Origin of the sequence: Streptomyces sp. KL116D, assembly GCF_030766975.1 — a bacterium.
GTDB lineage: Bacteria > Actinomycetota > Actinomycetes > Streptomycetales > Streptomycetaceae > Streptomyces > Streptomyces longispororuber_A.
Window position 1 is genome coordinate 120335 of sequence record NZ_JASERH010000084.1, and the last position, 21214, is coordinate 141548.

The window sequence follows — 21214 nt, forward strand, 5'->3', positions numbered from 1 at the left end:
CTGCCCCACACAAGGAATCCCGTGCCCAGCCCCGCAGCTTCCGAACTCACCCTGCAACCCCGGCCGTTCACCCTCCCGTACGGGCGCGCCCGCGTCCGGTGGAGGGAACTGCTGCGCGGGCTGTTGCGCCGTGAATCCTCCACCCTCCAGGCGAGCGGCCCGGCCGCCGACGGGCCGCACCCGGCCGCGCCCGGGACCGCGTACCCGTACGGCACCACACACCCGCACCCCGACCGGCCGCCCACCGTCAGCGACCTGTACCACGCCCACCGCCTGCACATGATCCGTCTCGCCGTGCTGCTCGTCGACGACCTGGCCACGGCCGAGGACGTCGTGCAGGACGCGTTCGCCGCCCTCTACCGCCGCCACGGCGAACACATCACCGAGGTCGACAACGCGCTCGGCTACCTGCGGACCTCCGTCGTCAACACCGCACGGTCCGTCCTGCGCAGACGCCGCACCGCCCGCGCCTGGACGCCACCACCGGCCGGCGAGGCGCCCTCGGCGGAGGACGCCGTCGTCCTCGACGAGGACCACCGCGAAGTCCTCGCCGCGCTCGCCCGCCTCACGCCGCGCCGTCGACAGGTCCTCGTCCTGCGCTACTGGGCCGACCTCAGCGAGGCCGAGATAGCCGCCACCCTCGGCATCAGCACCGGTGCCGTGAAATCGAACGCCAGCCGCGCCCTGGACGCACTCGAGAAGAACCTGGAGGGCCGGATATGACCCCCCCGACGCCACGGGCCGACCCGGCCGACCACCCCGACACCCCGACCGAGCAGCGGCTGCGCGCGGCGCTGACCGCCCGCGCCGACACCATCACCCCCCTGTCCCTGCGCCCGGCCCGGCCGCCCAGGCCCGAGCAGCGCCGACTGCCGCGACTCCACCCCACCTGGCGGCGCTACGCCCTGCCCCTCGCGGGCCTCGCCACGGCCGCCACCGTCGTCGTCGCCTACATCGCCCTGACCCCCGACCCGGATCCCGACCCCGCACCCCCCGCGACCCCGCCGAGCCCCACGGCCCCCCATCTCCCGCCGACCTCCAGCCCCTCGCGGTCGACCCCTTCCACGCTCGCGCCGACCCCGAAGCCGGACTCCGCGACACCGTCCACGTCGTCCCCACCCTCCCCGCCCGCCCCGGACGACAACCGCCCCACGGCGTCCCCGAGCGTCCCCTGACTTCCTCGGTGCGCGGCCGCACGCAACGCGGGAACGACCGATGAGTTCCGGCTCCCGCGGAGGTCACCCCTTGCACGACAGCCGGCACGTCGACGTGCCCGTACCCGAGGGAGCCCCATGGCCAAGCTCATCTACTCGATGATCACGTCGCTCGACGGGTACGCCAAGGCGGCGGAGGGGGACCTCGGCAGCGGGGCGGGCGACGACCCGGAGGTGCACACCTTCGTCAACGACCTCTTCCGCCCGGTCGGCACCTATCTCTACGGCCGGCGGATGTACGAGACGATGCTCTACTGGGAGACCGCCCACGCCCTGCCGAACCAGCCTCCGCACATCGTCCAGTACGCCCGCGACTGGCAGGCGGCGGAGAAGATCGTGTACTCGACGACGCTGGAATCGGCGTCCAGTGAGAAGACCAGGATCGAGCGCACCTTCGACCCGGACGCGGTGCGCAAGCTGAAGGCGGAGTCCGATGCCGACCTCACCGTCGACGGCCCGAACCTCGCGGCCCAGGCGATCGCGGCGGACCTGGTGGACGAGTACCACCTGTTCATGACCTCGACCGTGGTCGGCGGCGGCACGCGGTTCTTCCCCGACGGGGTGCGCCTCGACCTCGAACTGGTCGAGGAACGGGCCTTCGACAGCGGCCTGATCCACGCGCACTACCGCACCAGGCGGTAGGAGCCCTCACGTGGCTGCTCGGGGAACGCGGGAGGAAAATGGACACACGGAGCCGCCATGAAAGGAGGTGCGACGACATGTCGCAGTTCATGGACGTCCACCACGGGATGAAGGGCCTCACGGCCGACCAGCTGATGAAGGCGCACCAGGCCGACCTCGCCATCGAGAAGGACGAAGGCGTCCACTTCGAGAAGGCGTGGGCGGACCCGGAGTCCGGCACGGTCTACTGCCTGTCCGAGGCTCCCTCGGCGGAAGCGGTCCAGCGCATCCACGAACGGGCCGGTCACAAGGCCGACGAGATCCACCCGGTGCCCCTGACCGCCTGACGACGGGGCCGGGCACCGCCCTCACCGATCGTGCGACGCACGGTGCCCGGCACACTCCTGGACGAAGGAACACAGCCTGGCCATCGTCTCCTGACACTCAGCGGGGTCCAGCTCACTCCTGTGGGACTGGCCTTCGATCCACCCTTGCCACGGGCCGCCCGGGACGAGGAAGCGAGCGGCGCGATCGGTGCCGTGCGCCTCGTCGATGTGGAGGAGGGCCGCGAGGGCGGCGGCCTGGTCGTAGTCGAGATCGGGCCGGGCCAGGTAGCGGTCGAGGTAGGCGGTCAGCAGGTCCGCGTCGTCCGTGGTTCCGAAGGCGGCGAGGGCCATGCAGTAGGAGTTGCCCGCGCAGCAGACCTCGCTGGCCAGGAGGAGCTCACCCAGGCGCGCCCGGAAGTTGTCCCTCCCCGTGATGGCGATCAGCCACGCCGCGGTCCTGCGCTCCCGCCACCCGCAGTCGAGCAGCAGCCCCAGTTCGCGGGGCGCGATGTCGTCAGCCGCCCGGGCCAACTCCCGCGCGAAACGGTGGCGTTGCCGATCGCCGAGCCGGAGGATGCCGTAACTCAACCGCAGGTAGCGCCGGTCGACTGCCACGTAGCGGCGCCGCAGCCGGTCGAGCTCCGGATCGCCATCACTACGCATCCCCAACACCCGCCCTTCGTCTTCGGTCGGCGGAATCGCCCGGTCCCGGAGAAGGCCAGGACCGAATGGCCTGCGCTGTCTTCCCCTTACGGTGCCACGTCGGCGTCAGCGCCGTGGCGGCGACGGCGAACAGGATCGCACCGTGAGTGTCACCAACAGCCACTTCCCCTGTCCGCATCTCTCACCCCGTGCCCTGAGCGCGACGACAAGAGTCGGCACACCGACGAGCCTGGATGAGCTGGCAGGTGACGGGCCGGCAACGAGTTGTGCTGGCATCGTATGGACCATGGCGGCTGTAGAAGACGGATCCGAAGTCGAATCCGACTGTCCGATGCGGGGTTCCCACCAGACGCTGGAGGAAGTGGCGTGGCTGTATCAGGTCGGGCAGATGCCTCCCGAGGACTTGCCGATGGCTGCCGCCCAGGCGCTCGCGGTGGGGGAGGAGTCTCCGACTCTGTGTGAGCTCGCCGGTCTGTCACGGCATGCGGACCCGCGAGACATACACGACGCGTTCGAGCAGGCCCTTGAGGAACTGGGGATCGCGCTGCCCGACTACCCACTGGCCAGACGGTACGCGTTGCACAGGCTGGCCACGAGTGTCGTAGCCGGTGAGGTGGTCCTCGCTGACCTGGCATCGGACGAGTGGGGCGAGACGGAGGTCGAGACCGCCGAGGAGCAGGCATTCCTGAGGCTTCTCCCGTCGTGTGGGTGCTGCTTCGAGTACACGCCGGGACTCGACGAAGCGCAGTGGGATGCGCAGTTGCGGATCGCGGCCCGTGCGCTGGTCCGGTGCCCCGCTGTCGGGCCGGGCATCTGATCGAGGGCATGGCCCGCTTGGGCGTCGCCCTCGAGTTCCGTGGCCGCTCCGCTTGACCTTGACACAGTGACAAGGCCTTCACTGCGGTCGAGGAGGCGTTCTGATGACCATGCCCGAAGAGGCCACGAACACCATGCGAGCCCTGAAGGGGCTGGAGAACGACAACCCGTCGGTTCGGCTGCGGGCCGCGCTCGCCGTCGGTACGGACCCGGACCCCGGATCCGTCGGCAGGCTCGTCGCGCGATGCGCGGTCGAGCCCGAGTTCTACGTGCGGGAGATGCTGACGTGGGCGCTCACCCGGCACGAGGCGTCGATGACGGTACCGCTGCTCGTCGACGAAGTGCGTGCGGGGAGCGTGCAGGCGCGGAGTCAGGCGTTGCACACGTTGTCCAAGATCGGGGATCGGCAGGCGTGGCCGGTGATCACTCCGGCGCTGCTGGCCGACGCGGACGACGAGGTGGCCCGGAGCGCCTGGCGGGCGGCCGTCGTGCTCGTGCCTGAGGGAGAGCGGCACGAGTTGGCCGTACTGTTGGCGGCGCAGCTCGGACGTGGTGGACGAGAGACGCAGTTGAGCCTCAGCCGGGCGTTGATCGCGCTCGGCGAGGTGATGCTGCCGGCACTCGGCGCCGCGACGACGGATCCGGACCCGCGCGTGCGCACACATGCGGCCGCCACGGAGCGGCTGTGGCGGGACCCGGACGCCGGATTCGAGTTCGCCGTCGAGGAGGCGAAGCGCATCCACGCCCTGGGCGGGGCCGGCCGGAAGGAACCGTAGGCAGTGTTGATCGGTGATGTCGCGCGGCGGTCCGGCGTCAGTGCCCGCATGCTCAGGCATTACGAGTCGCTCGGGCTGGTGCGGCCGACGGGCCGCACCGGCGCCGGCTATCGCGAGTACTCCAGCGAGGACATCCGGCGGATCTTCCACATCGAGAGCCTGCGATCGCTGGGGTTGTCGCTGCGTGACGTCGGCCGCGCCCTCGACGACCCCGGCTTCGCGCCGGCGGAACTCGTCGACGACCTCATCCGCCAGACCCGCGAACGCATCGCGGTCGAGACGGAGTTGCTCACGCGCCTGCGTCGCATCGGTGCTGCGGAGCCTGCCGGGTGGGAGGACGTTCTGCAGAGTGTCGCGCTCCTTCAGGCCCTGGGGTCCAAGAGCGCGGGAACGCGGCAGCGTGCCGCGCTCTCCGCCGTCGAGGATGCTCCTGTGCCGGTCGAGGCGTTGGTCGACGCCGTGCTGAGCGAGTCGGACCCGATCGTGGCCGGAGCCCTGCGCTGGGCGCTGGCTCACTCGGAGGCGGACGGACTGTCCCTGCTGGCGGCGGGCCTCGGCTCGTCCGCGGCCGAGGTGCGGAAACGGGCCGTCCAGTCCATCGCCGAGATTCCGGGCGATGAGGCCACCGAGCTGCTGCGGGACGCCCTCGCGAGTCCCGACGGAGCGGTGGGCAGGTGTGCGGCTCTGGCGCTCGGGGCGCGGGGAGTCGCCGACGCGGTCCCGACGCTCATCGGCGTGATCGTCGAGGAGGGGAACGGCGCGGCCGACGTCGACGCGGCCGATGCGCTGGGCGCCTTGGCGAGTGATGCCGCGGTGGCGGACCGGATCGCCACGGGGCTCATCGACCGCCTCGCGACCGGCACCCTGGGAGCGCCCGCACGCCGACGCCTGACGCAGGCGCTCGCCGACATCCCGGGGACCGCTGCCTCGAGCGCCTTGGCGGATCTGGTGCATGACGAGGATCGAGCCGTTGCGCTGACGGCGACGTACGTTCTCGAGCTGCGCAACGGCGCGTAGCGAGCGTGAGCGTGAGGGGCCTGCGAGGGGGAGTGCGCTGGCTGACGGGGTCTGCTGGTGCGGAGCGCACCGTGAGGCTCCGCGGTGTCACAACGGGTCTCCGAGCGGCCCGTACGGCTCTTCCAGAGCGTCGGCCCAATGGGCGCGCCAGTCGGGTTGGGTGCCGTCGGCGTCGGTGAACCCGTATTCCTCGTACAGGCCCCAAGTGGCCAGCGCCTGACCGGTCTTGGCCATGACGTCGGGGTCGGCGGCCAGCGCGGCGACCGCCCTTCCCAGGTAGGCGGGGGTTTCGGAGCTGGCGAAGTGGGGGTCCTTGGCCGCGCCGTCCCGCCAGTTGGCCTCCGTGACGCCGAAGCCCTCCAGCATGGCCTCCGAGCGCAGGAAGCCGGGTGTGATCGCCACGGCCGCGACGCCGTGTGGCTTGAGTTCCGCGGCCTGGGCGACGGCGAGACGGATCACCGCGGACTTGGCGAGGTCGTAGAAGAACGAGCCGCGGTAGCGGGCGGTGTTGCCGTCGGTGACCTCCACGACCAGGCCGGTGCCGCGGGCGACCAGCAACGGAAGCGCGAACCGGCTGGTGATCACGTGGGTTTCTACCGCCTGGCGCAGCAGTCGCAGTCCGGTGTCCAGGTCCTGCTCCCACAGCGGATGCTCCCAGTCGGTCAACGGATCCCCGCCCCATACGGAGTTGACCAGGATGTCGAGCCGTCCGTTCTGCTCGGTCGCGATCCGGTCGACCAGGGCGCGGACCTCGTCGGGGCGGCTGTGGTCGGTGCGGACGGGGATGCCGCTGCCACCGGCGGCCGTGATCTTCGCGGCGGTCTCCTCGATGGTTTCGGCGCGGTTCAGGTCCGAGCGTCCGGCGGCGCTGCTGCGGCCGGTGACGTACACCGTCGCGCCGGCGGCTCCCAGTTCGACGGCGATGCCCCGCCCGCCGCCCCGGGTGCCCCCGGCGACGAGGGCCACCTGTCCGGCCAGTGGCTGTGCGTCAGCCCCCTCGGTGATTCCCCCGGAAACGCGGTCGGTGTTCCCCTCGGTCGTCATGATCCCTCCAGGTCGTGGTGGCGGACGTGGCCGGGCGGGAGGTGCGGGGCCAGTACGTTGTCCAGCTCCTGGCGGATCCGCTGTTCGAGGGTGCCCCGGCGATCGAGCGCCCACAGCAGGCCCGCACCCGAGGTGATCGCCTGCACGGATCCGGCCAGGGCCACCGTGTCCGTCCCGGCGCGGAGTTCGCCCGAGAGCAGGGACTCCGCGAGCAGTGCCTCGATGGCCTGGGTCTGACTCTCGTGCATGGTCAGGGCGTGCCCGCGGAACTGCGGATCGGTGAGGTCGACGCACAGGAACGCCAGGTGGTTGGCGTAGGTCTCGGGTGTGGTCATCGACGCCATCGGTTCCACCATCAGCGCTTCGAGCGCCTGAAGTGCCGATTGGTGCCTCTCCCGTACGCGCCCGGGCAGCGCCTCGGCGTTCTTCGCGGACTGTTCGGCGAGCGCGAGGAGCAGCCCGCGCTTGGACCCGAACCGCTGAACGAGCGTGCCGGGCACCAGTCCCACCTCGCGCGCCACGACGGCCAGCGTCAGCCCCATGGGCCCGACGCGGCCGATCACGTCTGCCGCCGCCCGCAAGATCACCGCATCGTCGACTCCACGGGGGCGTCCGGCCACGATGACTCCCGTCCATTAATAAATGCCTGTTCATTCATTAAAGGGGTCGGGCGGGCGTACGGCAACCCGCTGACGGCGGAGGCTCTGCCCATCACGGTGAGGAGACCTCGTCGATCTCGGCGACGAGCGCCTCGACCCGGGTCCTGATCTCGTCACGGATGGGCCGGACCGCCTCGACGCCCTTGCCCGCCGGGTCGTCGAGGACCCAGTCGAGGTACTTCTTGCCGGGGAAGACCGGGCAGGCGTCGCCGCAGCCCATGGTGATGACGTAGTCGGAGCGCTGCACGGCCTCGGTGGTGAGGACCTTGGGTGTGGCGGCGGTGAGGTCGACACCGACCTCCGCCATGGCCTCGACGGCCGCCTGGTTGACCTGGTCGCCGGGGGCGGAGCCGGCGGACCGGACCTCGATCCGGTCGCCCGCGAGGTGGTCGAGGAAACCCGCGGCCATCTGGGAGCGGCCGGCGTTGTGGACGCAGACGAACAGGACGGAAGCGAGGGGAGTCGAGGGCGCTGTCGACATGGGTTCCTCCGGCGAGGGGCGGTCGGGGCCGACTGGGGCCTGCTGGGGTCTGGGGCCGGCCGCGCCACGTATCAGCAGCAGCTGGTATCAGTCTGGAGTGATGTGACAGTATCAGCGCATGCTGACGTCAGTCGATACTGATCTGATCCGAGTGCTCGCCGACCCGCTCAGGTTGCAGATCGTGAACCTGCTCGCCCACGAGACCCTGTGCACCACACACCTGGTCGAGGAGACCGGAGCGAAGCAGACCAATCTCTCCAACCACCTGAAGGTCCTGCGCGAGGCGGGCGTCGTGGAGACCGAACCGTGCGGACGGTTCACCTACTACCGCCTCAAGCCCGACGTCATCGCGCACCTGGCCGGCCAGTTCTCCGGGCTCGCCGAGACGGCCCGCAGGACTGCCGAGACCGGCCGGAAGCGGGCCTGCTGATGACCACCACCACGACGGACGAGTCGGACACCACGGCGCAGGCGGCCGGGACCGGCCGCTCGGTCAGCGCCGGGCTGTCCACGCTCGACCGCTACCTCGCTGTGTGGATCCTGCTGGCCATGGCGATCGGACTCGGCCTCGGACGGCTGGTTCCCGGCCTGGGAGACGCGCTGGCGAAGGTCGAGATCGGCGGCATCTCGCTGCCGATCGCGATCGGCCTGCTGGTGATGATGTATCCGGTGCTCGCCAAGGTCCGCTACGACAAGCTGGACACGGTCACCGGCGACAAGAGGCTCATGGTCTCGTCTCTGGTCGTCAACTGGCTCGTCGGCCCCGCCGTGATGTTCGCCCTGGCGTGGATCTTCCTGCCGGACCTGCCGGAGTACCGCACGGGCCTGATCGTCGTCGGTCTGGCCCGCTGCATCGCGATGGTCATCATCTGGAACGACCTGGCCTGCGGCGACCGCGAGGCCGCCGCCGTCCTGGTCGCCCTCAACTCCGTGTTCCAGGTGATCGCGTTCGGCCTGCTCGGCTGGTTCTACCTCGATCTGCTGCCCGGGTGGCTCGGTCTCGGCGACGGCCAGGGGCTGGACGTCTCCGTCTGGCACATCGCCCTCAACGTCATCGTCTTCCTCGGCGTCCCGCTGGTCGCCGGATTCCTCACCCGTCGCATCGGGGAGGCCAGGCTCGGCCGGGAGCGCTACGAGTCCAAGGTCCTGCCCGGGATCGGCCCGTGGGCGCTGTACGGACTGCTGTTCACGATCGTCGTCCTCTTCGCCCTGCAAGGGAAGACGATCACCTCGCAGCCGGTCGACGTCGTCCGGATCGCGCTGCCCCTGCTGGTCTACTTCGCCGTGATGTTCTTCGGCACCTTCCTGCTGGGCAAGGGGCTCGGCCTGGCCTACGACCGCACGGCGACGCTCGCGTTCACCGCGGCGGGCAACAACTTCGAGCTCGCCATCGCGGTCGCCATCGCCACCTTCGGGGTCACCTCGGGGCAGGCGCTCTCCGGTGTCGTCGGGCCGCTCATCGAGGTGCCGGTGCTGATCGGCCTCGTGTACGTGGCCCTCGCCTGGCGCAGGAGGTTCGGGTCGCCGGAGGCGAGTGCGTCCGCGTGATGCGGGCGGGTCACGCGGGTGCGGGTGCGGGTGCGTGCGCGGACACCGGGGCGTGGGGCAGCAATTGGCTCATGCCCGCGAGCGCGGACGCCTCGACCCGGTAGTAGACCCAGGTGCCACGCCGCTCGGAGGTGAGCAGGCCGGCCTCCTTGAGCTTCTTCAGGTGGTGGGAGACGGTCGGCTGGGACACCCCGACGTCGGAGATGTCGCACACGCACGCCTCCCCGCCCTCGTGCGAGGCGACGAGCGTGAACAGGCGCAACCGCACCGGGTCGCCGAGCGCCTTGAACATGCGGGCGGCCGTCTCGGCCTCGTCCGCGGTGAACGGGCGCTCCGTCAGGGGCGGGCAGCACGGTTCGACGCCCTGGCGGCCGGTCGACTCGATGAGGGGCAGCGCCTTCGTCTTCGACATGCATCTATGTTGACACACGTCGATACAGGCGGTTCGGGGCGTGGCTGCTGCTGCGACGGCTGGGGCGACCAGGGCGGTGCAGCCGGCGGAATCGACTGTACTGATTCGATGAATGTCTATGTTGACGTTCGTCAATTCAAGGTGCCATGCTGGGGCCATCGGACATCGACAGTTGTCGAAACAAGCAAGGAGTCGCCGTGAACGCGCCTGCCACCTCCGAACTGCCCGTCGTCGTGATCGGGGCCGGCCCCATCGGCCTGGCCGCCGCGGCCCACCTCGTCGAGCAGGGCATCGAGCCGCTCGTCCTGGAAGCCGGCCCCCGGGCAGCGGCAGCGGTGCGCGAGTGGTCCCACGTACGGCTCTTCTCCACCTGGGGCGAGGTCGTCGACCCGGCTGCCGAGAAGCTGCTCGCCCCGACCGGCTGGACCCGCCCCGATCCCGCCGCCTACCCCTCCGGCGGCGACTGGGCGAACGACTACCTCCAGCCGCTCGCCGACGTCCTGGGCGACAAGGTCCGCACCGGCGCCACCGTCACGGGCGTATCGCGCTCCGGCCGGGACCGCATCGTCGACGCCGACCGCGAGGCCCAGCCCTTCGTCGTCCACGTGAGCCACGCCGACGGCCGCGAGGAGCGCCTGTTCGCGCGCGCCGTCATCGACGCCTCCGGTACCTGGACGACCCCGTCCCCGGCGGGTGGCAGCGGTCTGCCCGCGCTGGGCGAGCGCGCCGCCGCCGACCGCATCACCTACCGCGTGCCCGACCTCCAGGACCCTGCCGTCCGGGCCCGTTACGCGGGCAGGCGCACCGCCGTGATCGGCTCCGGCGCCTCCGCCTTCACCGCTCTCGCCTACCTGGCCGACCTGGCGAAGGCCGACGACGGCGCGGACACCAAGGGTCTGTGGATCCTGCGGCGGGGCATCTCCGGCTCCACCTTCGGCGGTGGCGAAGCCGACCAGCTCCCGGCCCGCGGCGCCCTCGGCCTCGCGGCGAAGGCCGCGGTCGACGACGGGCACGCGGATGCCGTCACCGGCTTCCGTACCGAGACCGTCGAGCGCGACACCGAAGGCCGCCTGGTCCTGATCGCCGAGGACGGCCGACGCCTCGACCCGGTGGACGAGATCATCGTGCTCACCGGATTCCGCCCCGACCTGTCGTTCCTCTCCGAGGTCCGCCTGCACCTCGACGAGCGCCTGGAAGCGCCGGTCGAGCTCGCCCCGCTGATCGACCCCAACCAGCACTCCTGCGGCACCGTCTACCCGCACGGCCACCGCGAACTGTCACACCCCGAGCGGGACGTCTACCTGGTCGGCATGAAGTCCTACGGCCGTGCCCCCACCTTCCTCGCGATGACCGGCTACGAGCAGGTCCGCTCGGTCGTCGCGGCGCTCGCCGGCGACACCGAGGCCGCCGACCGAGTCGAACTGACCCTCCCCGAGACCGGGGTCTGCGGGGGCGCGGGCCTCTTCGACACGCCTGACGCGGAGCAGGACGGGTCGGGTGGCTGCTGTGCGCCTGCCCCGGCCCTGATCCAGATCGGAACTCCAGCCGCCGCCGAGCACGGTGAGTCCCCTTCGGCAGGCGGCTGCTGCTGAACGGACCGTCGACGCCGACGAACGCCCGGTCCCACTGTCGACTTGCCGAGTTACCGACATGCCGAGGCGTGAGGGCCGTGGCGCGGTTCGTCGTGCCGGGACAGGCGATCCGTGCTTCGGTGGACACCATGGTCAGCGAGAACGACACCCCTGCCGTCACCGTCCAGGTCGAGGACGACCCCGCCGCCAACCGCTGGGTGGCGCGCGTGACCGGGTCGGGCGAGATCGCCGGCATCGCCCAGTACGTGCGCACCGACGGACTCGTCACCTTCGTGCACACCGAGGTCGATCCGGCCTACGAAGGCCGCGGGGTCGGCTCGAGCCTCGTACGGACGTCGCTGGACGCCGCCCGTGAGCAGGGCGTCTCGGTGCTGCCGGTCTGCCCCTTCTACCAGCGGTGGATGGACACCCATTCCGATTACCAGGACCTCGACTACCGCAGGCGCTGACCGACCCGCGCGGGGCCGGCTCCGATCACGCCGAAGGGGACTCGCGTCGTCCGGGCGTGATGTGGGCCCGGTGTTGAACATCCCTCCGTGGGTGACGGGTTATCTAGGAGCGGACCTCCCACTCGATGCAGGACCTGCCTGAAGAGTGCTCGAAGGTGACCGGCCAGTAGTACTTGAAGGGAGTGCCCGTCTCCAGGGCGTCCGTCACGGCGCGGACGAACTCGGTCAGGCTCGAACCCCAGAGGGTTCCGTCCAGATCGCCGGAGCCTATGCCCATCTCGTACACGTGCCCGTACGTGGGCCCAGGCCGATGGTCGACGAACGCGACACCTCCGTCATTGGGCAGCGCGAACGGCACGCAGAGGTGCAGATGACCGGCCAGGTCTTCGTCGTCCCACAGACCGGCGTCGGCGTTGTCCTCGCCGACGTCGACGAGAATCTCGTACATCGACGCGATCTCAGCGGTCGAACCGAGCCGATGTCCCAGCGGCAGAATGTTTCCGGCCGGGAAGACTCCGGTCTCGGTCCCGCTGTTCCACTCGGGCTCGACGGCCCCGTTCCGTCGCTCCAGCAGTCTCCTGAGCTCGGGGTGAAGGGCGAAACCCACCTTCCCCTCCAGGTCCGCGATCTCAGCAGCCGTCGCCGGCGCGCGCAGCGCGGCGTGATCCGCCGGTGACCGGGCGGCCAACCACGACTCGAACCGCTCCCACGCCTCGTCGAACGCAACAAGATCCATCGATGTCATGGGCCGACCCTAGACGGCGCCTCTGACAACGGGCGCGCACGACCTGCGGGGCTTGAGGCGCCGCCCGCATCCAGGTCCGCACGGGCGCCGGCCGGTACGTGGCGCAGCCGATCGCCCAGCGTCCTGTGTCAGTGCTCTGCGGCATGATGACCGGCATGGACACCGAGATACTCGTGGACGTCTGGCGGCGGCTTCTCGTCGATCCTCGCAAGTCGTGGGTGCTGTTCGAGCACGGCACGTGTGTCGTGCTGCCCGATCCGGATGGCGAGCTCGCCGAGCAGGCCACGGAGATCCTGAAGCAGTTCGGACCCGCGCGTGCCGGATCCTCGGCCGGGGACTTCGGGGTGATCGACGTCAAGGACGCCGAGGGTTGGGTTGTCACCGGGCACCACAACGACGTCCTCACCTATGTCGGTCCAGATGAGCCTCACGAGCAGTCGCAGATCGTCGTCGGGCTGTGCGGACGGTCCAAGCGGGATCAGGACGGCACCGAACTGCACGTCGTCCACGTCGAGGACAATCGGGACTGAGTCAGTCCCGCGTGGGGCGCTCGCTGTTGGTGACCGGAGAGATGAGCGCCCTGATGACCGTCCTGCTGACCGCCTTCCAGTGTCGTAGCTGCCGCCGCGCGGTCACCCCGACGCTCCTTGAGCGGCCCCTGCCGGACGACGGCGTGGACGAGGGGTGGTACCGGCCCGAGGCGTCGCCCGAGGACGCGAACGGGCACTGTGCCGAACCCATCGTGCGGATGCCCCCGGGAACCTTCGCGGTCGACCCCGATCCGTCCGGCCCGCCTTACGTCCTGGACAAGCAGTCCGGCCTCCTGGTGGAGGCAGGTCCGAACGGCACCATCGTGCTCAACCCCGGCGACGGGCTGGGCCTGGCGGAACACCCCGACGTCGCGATGAGGCGCGGCTACTGCTGCGGCATGGACGGCGAGTGGGGACCCAACCTGGCGTGTGCCTGCGGTGCGATCGTCGCCACCCTCTACTCGGACTGCTATCAGGTCCAAGAGCTGAGGCTGCAGCCGGCTGCCGTCGAACGTCGCGAATGAGGCCTGAGCGGTGTCCCGTTCCGGGGTGCCTTGTCAGTGGACGGGGCGCCAGTCCGGCAGCGCATCGTCCAGCAGCGGGCATGCGGGGTCGTCCCAGATCAGGCAGCCCCACACCAAGCCGGGCACGTCCGGGCCCATCGCATGCGCGGGCCCCTCGGTGAGTGTGCGGTGCACGGCCTCAAGATAGGCGGCGATCGACGGATGACTTGGCCTGTCGCAGGCCAGGTCGTCCGGCAGCGACCAGGAGCCGACACCGTCCGGGCCCGCATAGTGGCCGGACTCGGGACCCGCCTCGTCGCAGGTCAGCCACGGCACCACCGCTGCGCCCCACACGTCGCGGCGGCCGGTCTCCGGCAGTCGCAACCAGAGCGCCTCCCTCGGCCCGAACACGATCCCGCCGGGCAGGAACGCCCCCGATCCGACCTCGCCCTCCTCTTCATTGGCCTCGATGTACTGGTGCTCCACACCGCCGCACAGCCGCCACAGCGCGGCCAGCTCCGGCGGCAGGCCGAACCCGAGGTGCTGCCGGAGCGCCGCGTCGGCGTTCGCTATCTCGGATTCCGGCGCAGGCGGCAGAAGCGAGGAGTACGAGACGGGGGCGTGCTCGGAGAGCCACTCGGTCAGCGTGCGCCACGCCACTGCGACGGGCTCGGATTCGACGCCAGGGTGTGATGGAAGGGGCATTCGGCCACGCTACAAGGTCAGTTGACGTGCTGGGGCCCTGTCTCGGCGGCGGGGCGCTGGAGCCGACGGCCGGCGGCGCCCACCCCACAAATCGGTCAACCTTCGCTCTACTCGACCCAGTCGCCCCGCCAAATCGCAGCGCGAACGCGCCTTGCTGGCCCACAATTTTCAGAAGCGGGAAGAGTGTCGATGGCGGGGGTGGAGCGGCCATGGCGGAGAAGTTGAGGATCTTGCTGGTCGACGACCACGAGGACACTCTGTTGGCCCTGGAGGCCGCGCTGGTGCCATTGGGGCATCCCGTGGAACGTGCCACCGGTGGTGCCCATGCGCTCAAGGCGGCCCTGAAGGGTGGTGTCGGCCTGGTCGTCATGGACGTGCGCATGCCGCTGCTCAGCGGGATGGAAGTCGCCCGCTACCTTCGGCGGCTCGATCAGACCTGCCACATCCCGATCATCCTGGTGACGGGGATGCGGTTGGACGACGACCTCACGGCCGAGGCCCTGGAGGTCGGCGTCGCCGACATCATCAGCAAGCCCATCGACCTCAACGCCCTGAGGGTCAAAGCCGGTTACATGATGCGGCTCGGTGCGGAGCGCGCGACGGCCCCGCGGTCGGTGACGACGTCCGGCGTGCCCTAACGATGTCAGGTGCTGGCGGCGCCTGAAGCCGGCCGTAGCCCGCTGGTTCTTCTGCAGGGCGCGGGCGGCGCCCGCGATGACGGCGGTCGTCAGCGGTAGCCGTAGCCGACGGTCGCGTCGAGTACGGCTACCGCCCCTGCGCCGCTGTTCCGGGCAAGACCGAGTCGTCGACGGGTGTGATCGGTCGGCGCCAAAGCGTGGTGCCGATGCAGAGGGCAGTGACTCGCCCACTGTGACCACCGGCCTGATGGCGCATCGGGAGGGCCGGCGTGCTGTGTGCCGGGTTGCGGCACGGCCGACGGCCCTCCGCGGCGCTCCGTCAGTTCCTGGCCGCTCCGGATTCTCCGTTGCCGCGCCGCAGCGCCCGTACGAGCAGCCAGCCGAGCAGGCCCAGCGCGCCGGCCACGGCCGCGGGCTTCGCCGCGCGTCGGGCCAGGACGGGGAGGACCGCGGCGCCCAGGTCCACGGCCTCCGGTTCCGCTGCCGCGGGACCGGAGGCCGTGGTGGTGCCCGTCACCTGGGGTCCGGCAGCCAGATAGGCCGCCAGGTTCTTGGCGAACTGCTGGACCAGGCGGTCCGCGACCTCGACGAGGATGCCGCGGCCGAACTGGGCCGGGCGTCCCGTCAGATCGAGATCGGTGCGCACGGTGATGCGGGTGCCGGTGCCGTCCTCGCCGAGGTGCGCGGTGACCCTCGCGGCAGCGGTTCCCGCGCCGCGGGTCTCGCTGCCGGTCAGGTCGAGAGTGATCGTCAAGCCGGGCTCGTCGCGGGCGATGGTGCCCTCGCCGCGGTAACTCATCTGCACGGCACCGACCTTGACCCTGACCCGGCCGGCGAAGGTGTCGCCCTCCGCGGAGTCGAGGACCGCGCCGGGCATGCAGGGGGCGACGGCGGCGATGTCCTGGAAGGCCTTCCACGCCTCGGCGGGCGGGACGGGGACGGTGAAGCTGTTCTCGAGTTGCATGGGGTTCTCCGTGCGTCGGGGCGTGTCAGTTGTCGCGCAGCAGCGCGCGTACGCGGTCGGGGGTGAGGGGACCGCGCCGGACCACCACTCCGTACGGCAGGAGGGCGTCCTCCACGGCGTTGGAGACGGCGGCCTGCGGGGCGATCGCGCCGCCTTCGCCGAGGCCCTTCACACCGAGGGCGTTGAGGGTGCTCTCCGTGACGATCTCGGAGATCTCCAGGTCGGGGATCTCCTCGGAGGTGGGGACGAGATAGTCCATGTACGTGGTGGTGACGGGCTGGCCGTCGGGGCCGTAGCGCATCTCCTCGTACAGGGCGCCCGCGATGCCCTGGGCGATGCCGCCGGTGACCTGGCCGTGGGCGATGACGGGGTTGACGATGCGGCCCGCGTCGTGGGCGACGGCGTACTTCTCGATCTCCACGTGGCCGGTGTCGGTGTCCACGTCGACGATCACGCCACTGGCGCCGCTCGCGAAGGTGAAGCCGGGCGGGCGGAAGTATCCCGTCTCGCTCAACTCGTAGCCTGCGAAGAGCAGTTCGGGGAGAGTGAGGCGGCGGCCGGTGGCCGGGTGGGTGATCGCGCCGTCGTCGAGGAGGAGGTCGGGGGCCGGTACGGCGAGGTGGTCGGCGGCGGCCGCCAGGATGCGTTCGCGCAGCCGGCCGCCCGCGATGTGGGTGGCGTTGCCCGCGGTGACCAGGGCCCGGGAGGCGATGGTGCCGACTCCGTGCGGGACGGTGTCGGTGTCGCCGCCCTCGATGTCGATCAGCTCGAAGGGGAAGCCGATCGCGTCGGCGGCGATCTGCGCCATGCTCGTGGCGTGGCCCTGGCCCTGTGAGGGTGCGCCGAGCGAGACGCGGATGCGTCCGTCGGGACGGACGGCGGCGCGTGCGGACTCGAAGGGGCCGAGCCCGGTCGCCTCCAGGTAGACGGCGAAGCCGACGCCCACCCGGTGCGCGGAGCCTGCGGCCGCGAGTTCGGCCTGGCGGGCGCGGACGGCCGGTACGTCGACCATTTCCCTGACCCGGCGCAGGAGTTCGGGGAAGTCGCCGGAGTCGTACTCCTGCGGGTTGCCGGAGCGGTCCAACAGCCCGGTGCGATAAGGCAGTTCGTCCGGGGTGATGAGGTTGCGGGCGCGCAGCTCGGCCGGTTCCAGGTCGAGCGCGCGGGCGAGCCGGTCCAGGGCCCGCTCCATCGCGAACACCGCCTCGGGGCGGCCCGCGCCCCGGTAGGGGGAGGTGGGCGCGGTGTTGGTGAGGGCGGCGCGGGTGCGGATGTCGGCGTTGGGGATCCGATAGGGCCCCATCAGGTGGACGATCGAGTTGTAGGGGACGACGAGTCCCGTCATGGTCGTGGCGCCGAAGTTGACGACGAACTCGTCGCGCAGGCCGAGCAGTCTGCCGTCCGCGTCGGCGGCGAGGGAGATGCGGTGGACCTGTTCGCGGGCGTGGGAGGCGGCGACGAGGTTCTCGTTGCGGTCCTCGCGCCACAGGACGGGCACGCCGAGATCGCGGGCGGCGACGGGGATCAGTACATCCTCGACGTAGATGATGCCCTTCTGCCCGAACCCGCCGCCGACGTCGGCGGCGATCACGTGCACGGCGAGCGGCGGTACGTCGAGGGCCTCGGCGATGTGGTCGCGCACCCGGTGCGGCGTCTGGGTGTTGGACCACACCGTCATGCGTCCGTCGTACGCGCCGGGCGCGGCCTGCACCGCGCGGGTCTCCATCGGCGACGCGACGTAGCGGTGGGCGTGGAACTCCTCCTCGATCACCACCGCCGCCTCGGCGAACGCCGCGTCCGTGTCGCCGACGCGGGCCTCGGCGCGCAGGGCGAGGTTGTCGCCCCAGCTCTCCTCGATCAGCGGGGCGCCGGGGGCGAGTGCCTCGTCGGGGTCGATGACGACGGGCAGCGGCGCGTAGTCGACCTCGATCAGTTCGAGGGCGTCTTCGGCCAGGTAGCGGCTCTCGGCGACGACCATGGCGATGGGCTGGCCGACGAAGTGGACCTTCCCGGAGGCGAGCAGCGGGTAGGGGAGGCGACGCACGAGCGGATCGATGGCCTGCTCGAGGCCCTCGGGGACGCGCAGTTCGGCCTCGTTGACGACCGGCGGCAACTGGTCGGTGTCGGCGGCGGTGTACACGGCGCGCACGCCGGGCAGGGCGCGGGCGGCGGCCGTGTCGATGCGGGTGATGCGGGCGTGCGCCTGCGGGCTGCGCAGGAACGCCACTTCGAGGGTGCCCGGCAGACGGATGTCGTCGACGTAGCGGCCGCCGCCGCGGAGCAGGCGTTCGTCCTCGACGCGGAGCCGGCCGCGGCCGATCCAGGCGCTGTCCGTGCGCGGCTCGGTGCTGACCTCCGTACGGGACTGGGTCCCGGGCTCCGTGAGGGGGGCGGTGCCGGGCTCCGTGAGGGTGTCGATGCGGGTCTCGGTGCTCAACTCGTCTCCTCCTGCTGCCCGTAACGCTCGTCGAGGGCCTGCCGCACGGCGGCGCGGATGTTCTGGTAGCCGGTGCAGCGGCACAGGTGGCCGCTGAGTTCGTCGGCCACCGTCTCGTCGTCGGGTCGGCACGCGCGCTCGGTGAGGGCCGTGCACGTCATGACGTAGCCGGGGGTGCAGAAGCCGCACTGCATGCCGTGCTGTTCGTGGAAGGCCCGCTGTACGGGGGTGAGTGGGCGGCCGTCCTGCGTCAGTCCTTCGACCGTGCGCAGCTCGGTGCCGGCCGCCTGGACGGCGAGGGTGAGGCAGGTGCGTACGGGAGCGTCGTCCAGCAGGACGGTGCAGGCGCCGCAGACGCCGTGCTCGCATCCGGCGTGGGTGCCGGTCAGTCCGAGCCGGAGGCGCAGGAAGTCGCTGAGCAGCAGGCGGGACTCGACCTGTGCGGTGACGGGCTCGCCGTTCACGGTGAGGCTGATCGTGTGCCAGGCGGTGGGCTCGGACAGCGGCGGCAGGCCGGGGGCGGTCGGGGTGCTCATGCGGTGCGCTCCCATGCTTCGGCGAGGGCCCGGCGCAGCAGGACCTCGGCTCCCTCCCGGCGCCATTCGGCACCGGCGTGGACGTCCCCTTGGGGGTCGAGTGCGGCGTGGGCCGCCGCCACGGTGGCCTCGGCGTCGAGGCCACCGCCGATCAGGGCCTGCTCCGCGGCCGGCACCCGGACGGGGGTGGAGCCGACGCCGAAGAAGACGATGCGGGCCGCGTCGACGCGCTCGCCGGCGCGGCGCAGGAGCACGGCGACGCCGACACCGGCGAAGTCGCCGCGGCGGTGGACGAGTTCCTGGAACGCCCAGCCGGTTCCGGCGGCCTGCGGCGGGACGACGACGTCGGTGACGATCTCGTCGGGTTCCACGTCGGTGGCGAAGGTGGAGAGGAAGAAGTCCGCGGCCTCTACGGTGCGCGTGCCGCGCGGCCCGGCGACCGTGAAGCGGGCGTCAAGGGCGAGGGCGGCGGCCGGGAGTTCGGCGGCCGGGTCGTGGTGGACGAGACTGCCGCAGACGGTGCCGCGGTTGCGGATCTGCGGATGCCCGATCTGCGTGATCGCGGCGGCGAGCAGGGGCCAGCCCTCACGTACGACGGGGTCGGCGGCGACCGCGGCCTGACGCACGGAGGCTCCGATGCGCAGGGCGCCGTCGTCGCCCACGGCCAGCTGTCCGAGCTCGGGGATCCGCGTGATGTCGACCAGCAGTTCCGGGCGGGCCAGGCGCATGTTGAGCATCGGTATCAGCGACTGGCCGCCGGCCAGCACTTTGGTGTCCCGCTCGGTGCCGGACAGCAGCTGCAGCGCCTCGTGCAGCGTGTCCGGAACGGCATAGTCGAAGGGGCCCGGTTTCACATCGCACCACCTGGTCAAGAGGCCCCTACCGCTCTGAAGCGTCTAAGGGCTAAAATATAAGGAGACTTAGATAGGAGACGCCGGAGCAGGCGAACCTGTCAACCCTCGATCCGTACGAGGCGGTACGGAGACCACAAGGAGGCGGCCGTGCGGGACATCCTGGACCGGCTTCTCGACTGGCAGCGCCACGGTGTCGCGTGCGCCCTGGCGACGGTGGTGCGCACCAGCGGTTCCGCGCCCCGGCCGATCGGCACGTCGATGGCGGTCAGCGCCGACGGCGAGGTCCTCGGCTCGCTCTCCGGCGGCTGCGTGGAGGGTGCGGTGTACGAGCTGGCCCGCGAGGCCATCGCCGAAGGAGTCACCCTGGGCGACGCGTACGGGATCGCCGACGGCGACGCCTTCGCCGCCGGACTCACGTGTGGCGGGGAGATCGAGGTGCAGGTGCGTCCGCTGGGAGCGGCCGAGTACGCGGTGCTGCGGGAGCTCGCCGCGCTGCGCGACGCGGGGCGCCCCGTCGCGCTCACCGTGCCGCTCGGCGACGGTGCGGGTACCGGTCCTGGTCGGGACTGGTCCCTGGCCACGCCCGACCGGCTGCCCGACGGCCCGGTCGGCGAGGTCGCCCGCCGAGCCCTGTCGGACGGCACCGCGCGCACGGGCGCCGCCGACGGGAGCGATCCCGCCTGCACCGGCGAGTCGGCCGCGCACCTGGTCGTGCCGTTCGTGCCGCCGCTCCGGCTGCTCGTCTACGGAGCCACCGACTTCGCGGGCGCCCTGTCCCGGATCGGGCGCTTCCTCGGCTACCGGGTCACGGTGTGCGACGCCCGGCCGGTCTTCACCACCACCGAACGATTCCCCGACGCGGACGAGGTGGTGGTGCAGTGGCCGCACCGCCACCTGGAGTCGATCCGCGGCGAGCTGGACGCGCGCACCGCGGTCTGCGTCCTGACCCACGACCCGAAGTTCGACGTCCCCCTCCTGGTACGGGCGTTGCGCTCACCCGTCGGGTACGTCGGAGCGATGGGCAGCCGGCGCACGCACGCGGACCGCCTGGAACGGCTGCGGGAGGCGGGCCTGAGCAGGCTCGAACTGGCCGCGCTGCACTCGCCGATCGGGCTCGACCTGGCCGGCAGCAGTCCCGAGGAGACGGCCCTGTCGATCGCGGCGGAGATCGTCGCCGCACGGCGCGGCGGCAGCGGCGCACCGCTCGGCGCTCTCTCGGCACCGATCCACGGGGCCGCCTTCGGCGCCCCCGCAGTGGTTACAGCCGTTCCAGCAGGCTCCTGAGCTGAGCGACCTCGGCCTCGCTGAGCGGCGCGAAGACCTCCTTGAGCTTCGCCCGCACCGGCTCCTCGCACCGCTGGACCAGCGCCTTGCCGCGGCTGCTCAGGCGATGGCGGTAGAGCCGTCCCATGCCGTCGGCGCGGTCCACGAGCCCGGTCTCCACCAGGGTGCGCAGGGTCGCCCCCACGGACTGGTCGGTCTGCGCGGTGCGGACCGCCACCGCGTGGGCGGAGGCTTCGGGGAGTTCGGCGACCGCGAGCAGCACCACGTACTGCGACATGGACAGGCCGAACGGGGTGAGCGCGGCGTCGATCTCGCGGTGCTTGCGCTGGTGCACCTGCCGCAGCAGGACACCCGCCCGCCAGGCGTCACCGACGCCCACATCACTGTCATGCATGAAGGA

27 protein-coding genes are annotated in these 21214 nt (G+C 71.3%); 15 read left to right on the forward strand and 12 right to left on the reverse strand.

Features of this window, described 5'->3' with window-relative positions; all coding sequences use genetic code 11:
* The first annotated feature begins 21 nt into the window (after positions 1 to 21).
* The 4 genes from RBJ77_RS32560 (at position 22) to RBJ77_RS32575 (ending at position 2182) form a co-directional block, all read left to right on the forward strand.
* On the forward strand, positions 22 to 723 hold the full coding sequence (locus RBJ77_RS32560; RefSeq protein ID WP_372348266.1) for an RNA polymerase sigma factor: 702 nt from the start codon (positions 22 to 24) through the stop codon (positions 721 to 723).
* Complete coding sequence (locus RBJ77_RS32565; protein ID WP_372348267.1) at positions 720 to 1175, forward strand: hypothetical protein; 456 nt, start codon at positions 720 to 722, stop codon at positions 1173 to 1175. Before RBJ77_RS32560 ends, RBJ77_RS32565 begins: the two co-directional genes overlap by 4 nt.
* A 117-nt stretch (positions 1176 to 1292) precedes the next feature.
* Complete coding sequence (locus tag RBJ77_RS32570) at positions 1293 to 1856, forward strand: dihydrofolate reductase family protein (RefSeq protein ID WP_372348268.1); 564 nt, start codon at positions 1293 to 1295, stop codon at positions 1854 to 1856.
* Positions 1857 to 1933: 77 nt separating this feature from the next.
* The gene (locus RBJ77_RS32575) at positions 1934 to 2182 is read left to right on the forward strand and encodes an SCO4226 family nickel-binding protein (protein WP_372348269.1); all 249 of its coding nucleotides are present in this window, start codon (positions 1934 to 1936) and stop codon (positions 2180 to 2182) included.
* Between the two features lie 21 nt (positions 2183 to 2203).
* Here RBJ77_RS32575 and RBJ77_RS32580 read toward each other — a convergent pair whose 3' ends face one another.
* The gene (locus RBJ77_RS32580) at positions 2204 to 2824 is read right to left on the reverse strand and encodes a DUF6000 family protein (RefSeq protein WP_372348270.1); all 621 of its coding nucleotides are present in this window, start codon (positions 2822 to 2824) and stop codon (positions 2204 to 2206) included.
* Between the two features lie 286 nt (positions 2825 to 3110).
* Here RBJ77_RS32580 and RBJ77_RS32585 point away from each other — a divergent pair, with 286 nt between their 5' ends.
* The 3 genes from RBJ77_RS32585 (at position 3111) to RBJ77_RS32595 (ending at position 5433) form a co-directional block, all read left to right on the forward strand.
* On the forward strand, positions 3111 to 3641 hold the full coding sequence (locus RBJ77_RS32585) for a hypothetical protein (RefSeq protein WP_372348271.1): 531 nt from the start codon (positions 3111 to 3113) through the stop codon (positions 3639 to 3641).
* Between the two features lie 103 nt (positions 3642 to 3744).
* Positions 3745 to 4416 (forward strand): HEAT repeat domain-containing protein, encoded by a 672-nt coding sequence (locus RBJ77_RS32590; RefSeq protein ID WP_372348272.1) that lies wholly within the window; start codon positions 3745 to 3747, stop codon positions 4414 to 4416.
* Positions 4417 to 4419: 3 nt separating this feature from the next.
* Complete coding sequence (locus RBJ77_RS32595; RefSeq protein ID WP_372348273.1) at positions 4420 to 5433, forward strand: MerR family transcriptional regulator; 1014 nt, start codon at positions 4420 to 4422, stop codon at positions 5431 to 5433.
* Positions 5434 to 5520: 87 nt separating this feature from the next.
* Here RBJ77_RS32595 and RBJ77_RS32600 read toward each other — a convergent pair whose 3' ends face one another.
* The 3 genes from RBJ77_RS32600 to RBJ77_RS32610 all read right to left on the reverse strand — a co-directional run bounded on the left by RBJ77_RS32600 (position 5521) and on the right by RBJ77_RS32610 (position 7617).
* On the reverse strand, positions 5521 to 6477 hold the full coding sequence (locus RBJ77_RS32600) for an SDR family oxidoreductase (protein ID WP_372348274.1): 957 nt from the start codon (positions 6475 to 6477) through the stop codon (positions 5521 to 5523).
* Positions 6474 to 7064, reverse strand: a complete 591-nt coding sequence (locus RBJ77_RS32605) for a TetR/AcrR family transcriptional regulator (protein WP_372348601.1) — start codon at positions 7062 to 7064, stop codon at positions 6474 to 6476. The genes RBJ77_RS32600 and RBJ77_RS32605 overlap by 4 nt, the downstream gene beginning before the upstream one ends.
* A gap of 124 nt (positions 7065 to 7188) precedes the next feature.
* Positions 7189 to 7617 carry an arsenate reductase ArsC gene (locus RBJ77_RS32610; protein WP_372348275.1) on the reverse strand — a complete coding sequence of 143 codons (429 nt, stop codon included), beginning with the start codon at positions 7615 to 7617 and terminating at the stop codon, positions 7189 to 7191.
* Between the two features lie 118 nt (positions 7618 to 7735).
* On the opposite strand from RBJ77_RS32610, the gene RBJ77_RS32615 reads away from it, so the two are divergent.
* Positions 7736 to 8047 carry an ArsR/SmtB family transcription factor gene (locus tag RBJ77_RS32615; RefSeq protein WP_372348276.1) on the forward strand — a complete coding sequence of 104 codons (312 nt, stop codon included), beginning with the start codon at positions 7736 to 7738 and terminating at the stop codon, positions 8045 to 8047.
* Entirely contained in the window at positions 8047 to 9165 is a 1119-nt protein-coding gene (gene arsB, locus RBJ77_RS32620; protein WP_372348277.1) for an ACR3 family arsenite efflux transporter, read from the forward strand. The genes RBJ77_RS32615 and arsB overlap by 1 nt, the downstream gene beginning before the upstream one ends.
* A gap of 10 nt (positions 9166 to 9175) precedes the next feature.
* Here the strand turns inward: arsB and RBJ77_RS32625 are convergent, their stop codons facing one another.
* Positions 9176 to 9577 (reverse strand): ArsR/SmtB family transcription factor, encoded by a 402-nt coding sequence (locus tag RBJ77_RS32625; RefSeq protein ID WP_372348278.1) that lies wholly within the window; start codon positions 9575 to 9577, stop codon positions 9176 to 9178.
* Positions 9578 to 9774: 197 nt separating this feature from the next.
* On the opposite strand from RBJ77_RS32625, the gene RBJ77_RS32630 reads away from it, so the two are divergent.
* Positions 9775 to 11169, forward strand: coding sequence for an NAD(P)-binding domain-containing protein (locus tag RBJ77_RS32630; protein ID WP_372348279.1), 1395 nt, complete (start codon positions 9775 to 9777; stop codon positions 11167 to 11169).
* A 128-nt stretch (positions 11170 to 11297) separates the two neighbouring features.
* Positions 11298 to 11618 carry a GNAT family N-acetyltransferase gene (locus RBJ77_RS32635; protein WP_372348602.1) on the forward strand — a complete coding sequence of 107 codons (321 nt, stop codon included), beginning with the start codon at positions 11298 to 11300 and terminating at the stop codon, positions 11616 to 11618.
* Positions 11619 to 11721: 103 nt separating this feature from the next.
* Here the strand turns inward: RBJ77_RS32635 and RBJ77_RS32640 are convergent, their stop codons facing one another.
* On the reverse strand, positions 11722 to 12354 hold the full coding sequence (locus tag RBJ77_RS32640) for an SMI1/KNR4 family protein (RefSeq protein ID WP_372348280.1): 633 nt from the start codon (positions 12352 to 12354) through the stop codon (positions 11722 to 11724).
* A 155-nt stretch (positions 12355 to 12509) separates the two neighbouring features.
* On the opposite strand from RBJ77_RS32640, the gene RBJ77_RS32645 reads away from it, so the two are divergent.
* Positions 12510 to 12893, forward strand: coding sequence for a hypothetical protein (locus RBJ77_RS32645; protein WP_372348603.1), 384 nt, complete (start codon positions 12510 to 12512; stop codon positions 12891 to 12893).
* Between the two features lie 41 nt (positions 12894 to 12934).
* Positions 12935 to 13417 carry a hypothetical protein gene (locus RBJ77_RS32650; RefSeq protein ID WP_372348281.1) on the forward strand — a complete coding sequence of 161 codons (483 nt, stop codon included), beginning with the start codon at positions 12935 to 12937 and terminating at the stop codon, positions 13415 to 13417.
* A 33-nt stretch (positions 13418 to 13450) separates the two neighbouring features.
* Here RBJ77_RS32650 and RBJ77_RS32655 read toward each other — a convergent pair whose 3' ends face one another.
* Positions 13451 to 14056 carry a hypothetical protein gene (locus RBJ77_RS32655; protein ID WP_372348282.1) on the reverse strand — a complete coding sequence of 202 codons (606 nt, stop codon included), beginning with the start codon at positions 14054 to 14056 and terminating at the stop codon, positions 13451 to 13453.
* A gap of 254 nt (positions 14057 to 14310) precedes the next feature.
* Here RBJ77_RS32655 and RBJ77_RS32660 point away from each other — a divergent pair, with 254 nt between their 5' ends.
* Positions 14311 to 14739: a PleD family two-component system response regulator gene (locus RBJ77_RS32660; RefSeq protein ID WP_372348283.1), complete on the forward strand. Its 429-nt coding sequence runs from the start codon at positions 14311 to 14313 to the stop codon at positions 14737 to 14739.
* A gap of 319 nt (positions 14740 to 15058) precedes the next feature.
* Here RBJ77_RS32660 and RBJ77_RS32665 read toward each other — a convergent pair whose 3' ends face one another.
* Genes RBJ77_RS32665 through RBJ77_RS32680 form a run of 4 tightly spaced genes read right to left on the reverse strand, consistent with a single transcriptional unit; the run spans position 15059 to position 19530 of the window.
* Positions 15059 to 15703: an SRPBCC family protein gene (locus tag RBJ77_RS32665; RefSeq protein ID WP_372348284.1), complete on the reverse strand. Its 645-nt coding sequence runs from the start codon at positions 15701 to 15703 to the stop codon at positions 15059 to 15061.
* A 25-nt stretch (positions 15704 to 15728) separates the two neighbouring features.
* Positions 15729 to 18140 carry a xanthine dehydrogenase family protein molybdopterin-binding subunit gene (locus tag RBJ77_RS32670; protein ID WP_372348285.1) on the reverse strand — a complete coding sequence of 804 codons (2412 nt, stop codon included), beginning with the start codon at positions 18138 to 18140 and terminating at the stop codon, positions 15729 to 15731.
* Positions 18137 to 18676, reverse strand: coding sequence for a (2Fe-2S)-binding protein (locus tag RBJ77_RS32675; protein WP_372348286.1), 540 nt, complete (start codon positions 18674 to 18676; stop codon positions 18137 to 18139). The genes RBJ77_RS32670 and RBJ77_RS32675 overlap by 4 nt, the downstream gene beginning before the upstream one ends.
* On the reverse strand, positions 18673 to 19530 hold the full coding sequence (locus RBJ77_RS32680) for a xanthine dehydrogenase family protein subunit M (protein ID WP_372348287.1): 858 nt from the start codon (positions 19528 to 19530) through the stop codon (positions 18673 to 18675). The genes RBJ77_RS32675 and RBJ77_RS32680 overlap by 4 nt, the downstream gene beginning before the upstream one ends.
* A 147-nt stretch (positions 19531 to 19677) precedes the next feature.
* Here RBJ77_RS32680 and RBJ77_RS32685 point away from each other — a divergent pair, with 147 nt between their 5' ends.
* Positions 19678 to 20814: an XdhC family protein gene (locus tag RBJ77_RS32685; protein ID WP_372348288.1), complete on the forward strand. Its 1137-nt coding sequence runs from the start codon at positions 19678 to 19680 to the stop codon at positions 20812 to 20814.
* Here RBJ77_RS32685 and RBJ77_RS32690 read toward each other — a convergent pair.
* A complete protein-coding gene (locus tag RBJ77_RS32690) occupies positions 20789 to 21208 on the reverse strand; it encodes a MarR family winged helix-turn-helix transcriptional regulator (RefSeq protein WP_372348289.1) in 420 nt (139 codons plus the stop codon). The genes RBJ77_RS32685 and RBJ77_RS32690 overlap by 26 nt on opposite strands.
* Positions 21209 to 21214 lie beyond the last annotated feature (6 nt).

Excerpts from the sequence above, each read along its gene's own strand:
- RBJ77_RS32565 (WP_372348267.1), top strand. The coding sequence starts at position 720 with ATGACCCCCCCGACGCCACGGGCCGACCCGGCCGACCACCCCGACACC.
- RBJ77_RS32570 (WP_372348268.1), top strand. The coding sequence starts at position 1,293 with ATGGCCAAGCTCATCTACTCGATGATCACGTCGCTCGACGGGTACGCC.
- RBJ77_RS32575 (WP_372348269.1), top strand. The coding sequence starts at position 1,934 with ATGTCGCAGTTCATGGACGTCCACCACGGGATGAAGGGCCTCACGGCC.
- RBJ77_RS32580 (WP_372348270.1), bottom strand. The coding sequence starts at position 2,824 with ATGCGTAGTGATGGCGATCCGGAGCTCGACCGGCTGCGGCGCCGCTAC.
- RBJ77_RS32585 (WP_372348271.1), top strand. The coding sequence starts at position 3,111 with ATGGCGGCTGTAGAAGACGGATCCGAAGTCGAATCCGACTGTCCGATG.
- RBJ77_RS32590 (WP_372348272.1), top strand. The coding sequence starts at position 3,745 with ATGACCATGCCCGAAGAGGCCACGAACACCATGCGAGCCCTGAAGGGG.
- RBJ77_RS32600 (WP_372348274.1), bottom strand. The coding sequence starts at position 6,477 with ATGACGACCGAGGGGAACACCGACCGCGTTTCCGGGGGAATCACCGAG.
- RBJ77_RS32610 (WP_372348275.1), bottom strand. The coding sequence starts at position 7,617 with ATGTCGACAGCGCCCTCGACTCCCCTCGCTTCCGTCCTGTTCGTCTGC.
- RBJ77_RS32615 (WP_372348276.1), top strand. The coding sequence starts at position 7,736 with ATGCTGACGTCAGTCGATACTGATCTGATCCGAGTGCTCGCCGACCCG.
- arsB (WP_372348277.1), top strand. The coding sequence starts at position 8,047 with ATGACCACCACCACGACGGACGAGTCGGACACCACGGCGCAGGCGGCC.
- RBJ77_RS32625 (WP_372348278.1), bottom strand. The coding sequence starts at position 9,577 with ATGTCGAAGACGAAGGCGCTGCCCCTCATCGAGTCGACCGGCCGCCAG.
- RBJ77_RS32635 (WP_372348602.1), top strand. The coding sequence starts at position 11,298 with ATGGTCAGCGAGAACGACACCCCTGCCGTCACCGTCCAGGTCGAGGAC.
- RBJ77_RS32640 (WP_372348280.1), bottom strand. The coding sequence starts at position 12,354 with ATGGATCTTGTTGCGTTCGACGAGGCGTGGGAGCGGTTCGAGTCGTGG.
- RBJ77_RS32645 (WP_372348603.1), top strand. The coding sequence starts at position 12,510 with ATGACCGGCATGGACACCGAGATACTCGTGGACGTCTGGCGGCGGCTT.
- RBJ77_RS32650 (WP_372348281.1), top strand. The coding sequence starts at position 12,935 with ATGAGCGCCCTGATGACCGTCCTGCTGACCGCCTTCCAGTGTCGTAGC.
- RBJ77_RS32660 (WP_372348283.1), top strand. The coding sequence starts at position 14,311 with ATGGCGGAGAAGTTGAGGATCTTGCTGGTCGACGACCACGAGGACACT.
- RBJ77_RS32665 (WP_372348284.1), bottom strand. The coding sequence starts at position 15,703 with ATGCAACTCGAGAACAGCTTCACCGTCCCCGTCCCGCCCGCCGAGGCG.
- RBJ77_RS32675 (WP_372348286.1), bottom strand. The coding sequence starts at position 18,676 with ATGAGCACCCCGACCGCCCCCGGCCTGCCGCCGCTGTCCGAGCCCACC.
- RBJ77_RS32690 (WP_372348289.1), bottom strand. The coding sequence starts at position 21,208 with ATGCATGACAGTGATGTGGGCGTCGGTGACGCCTGGCGGGCGGGTGTC.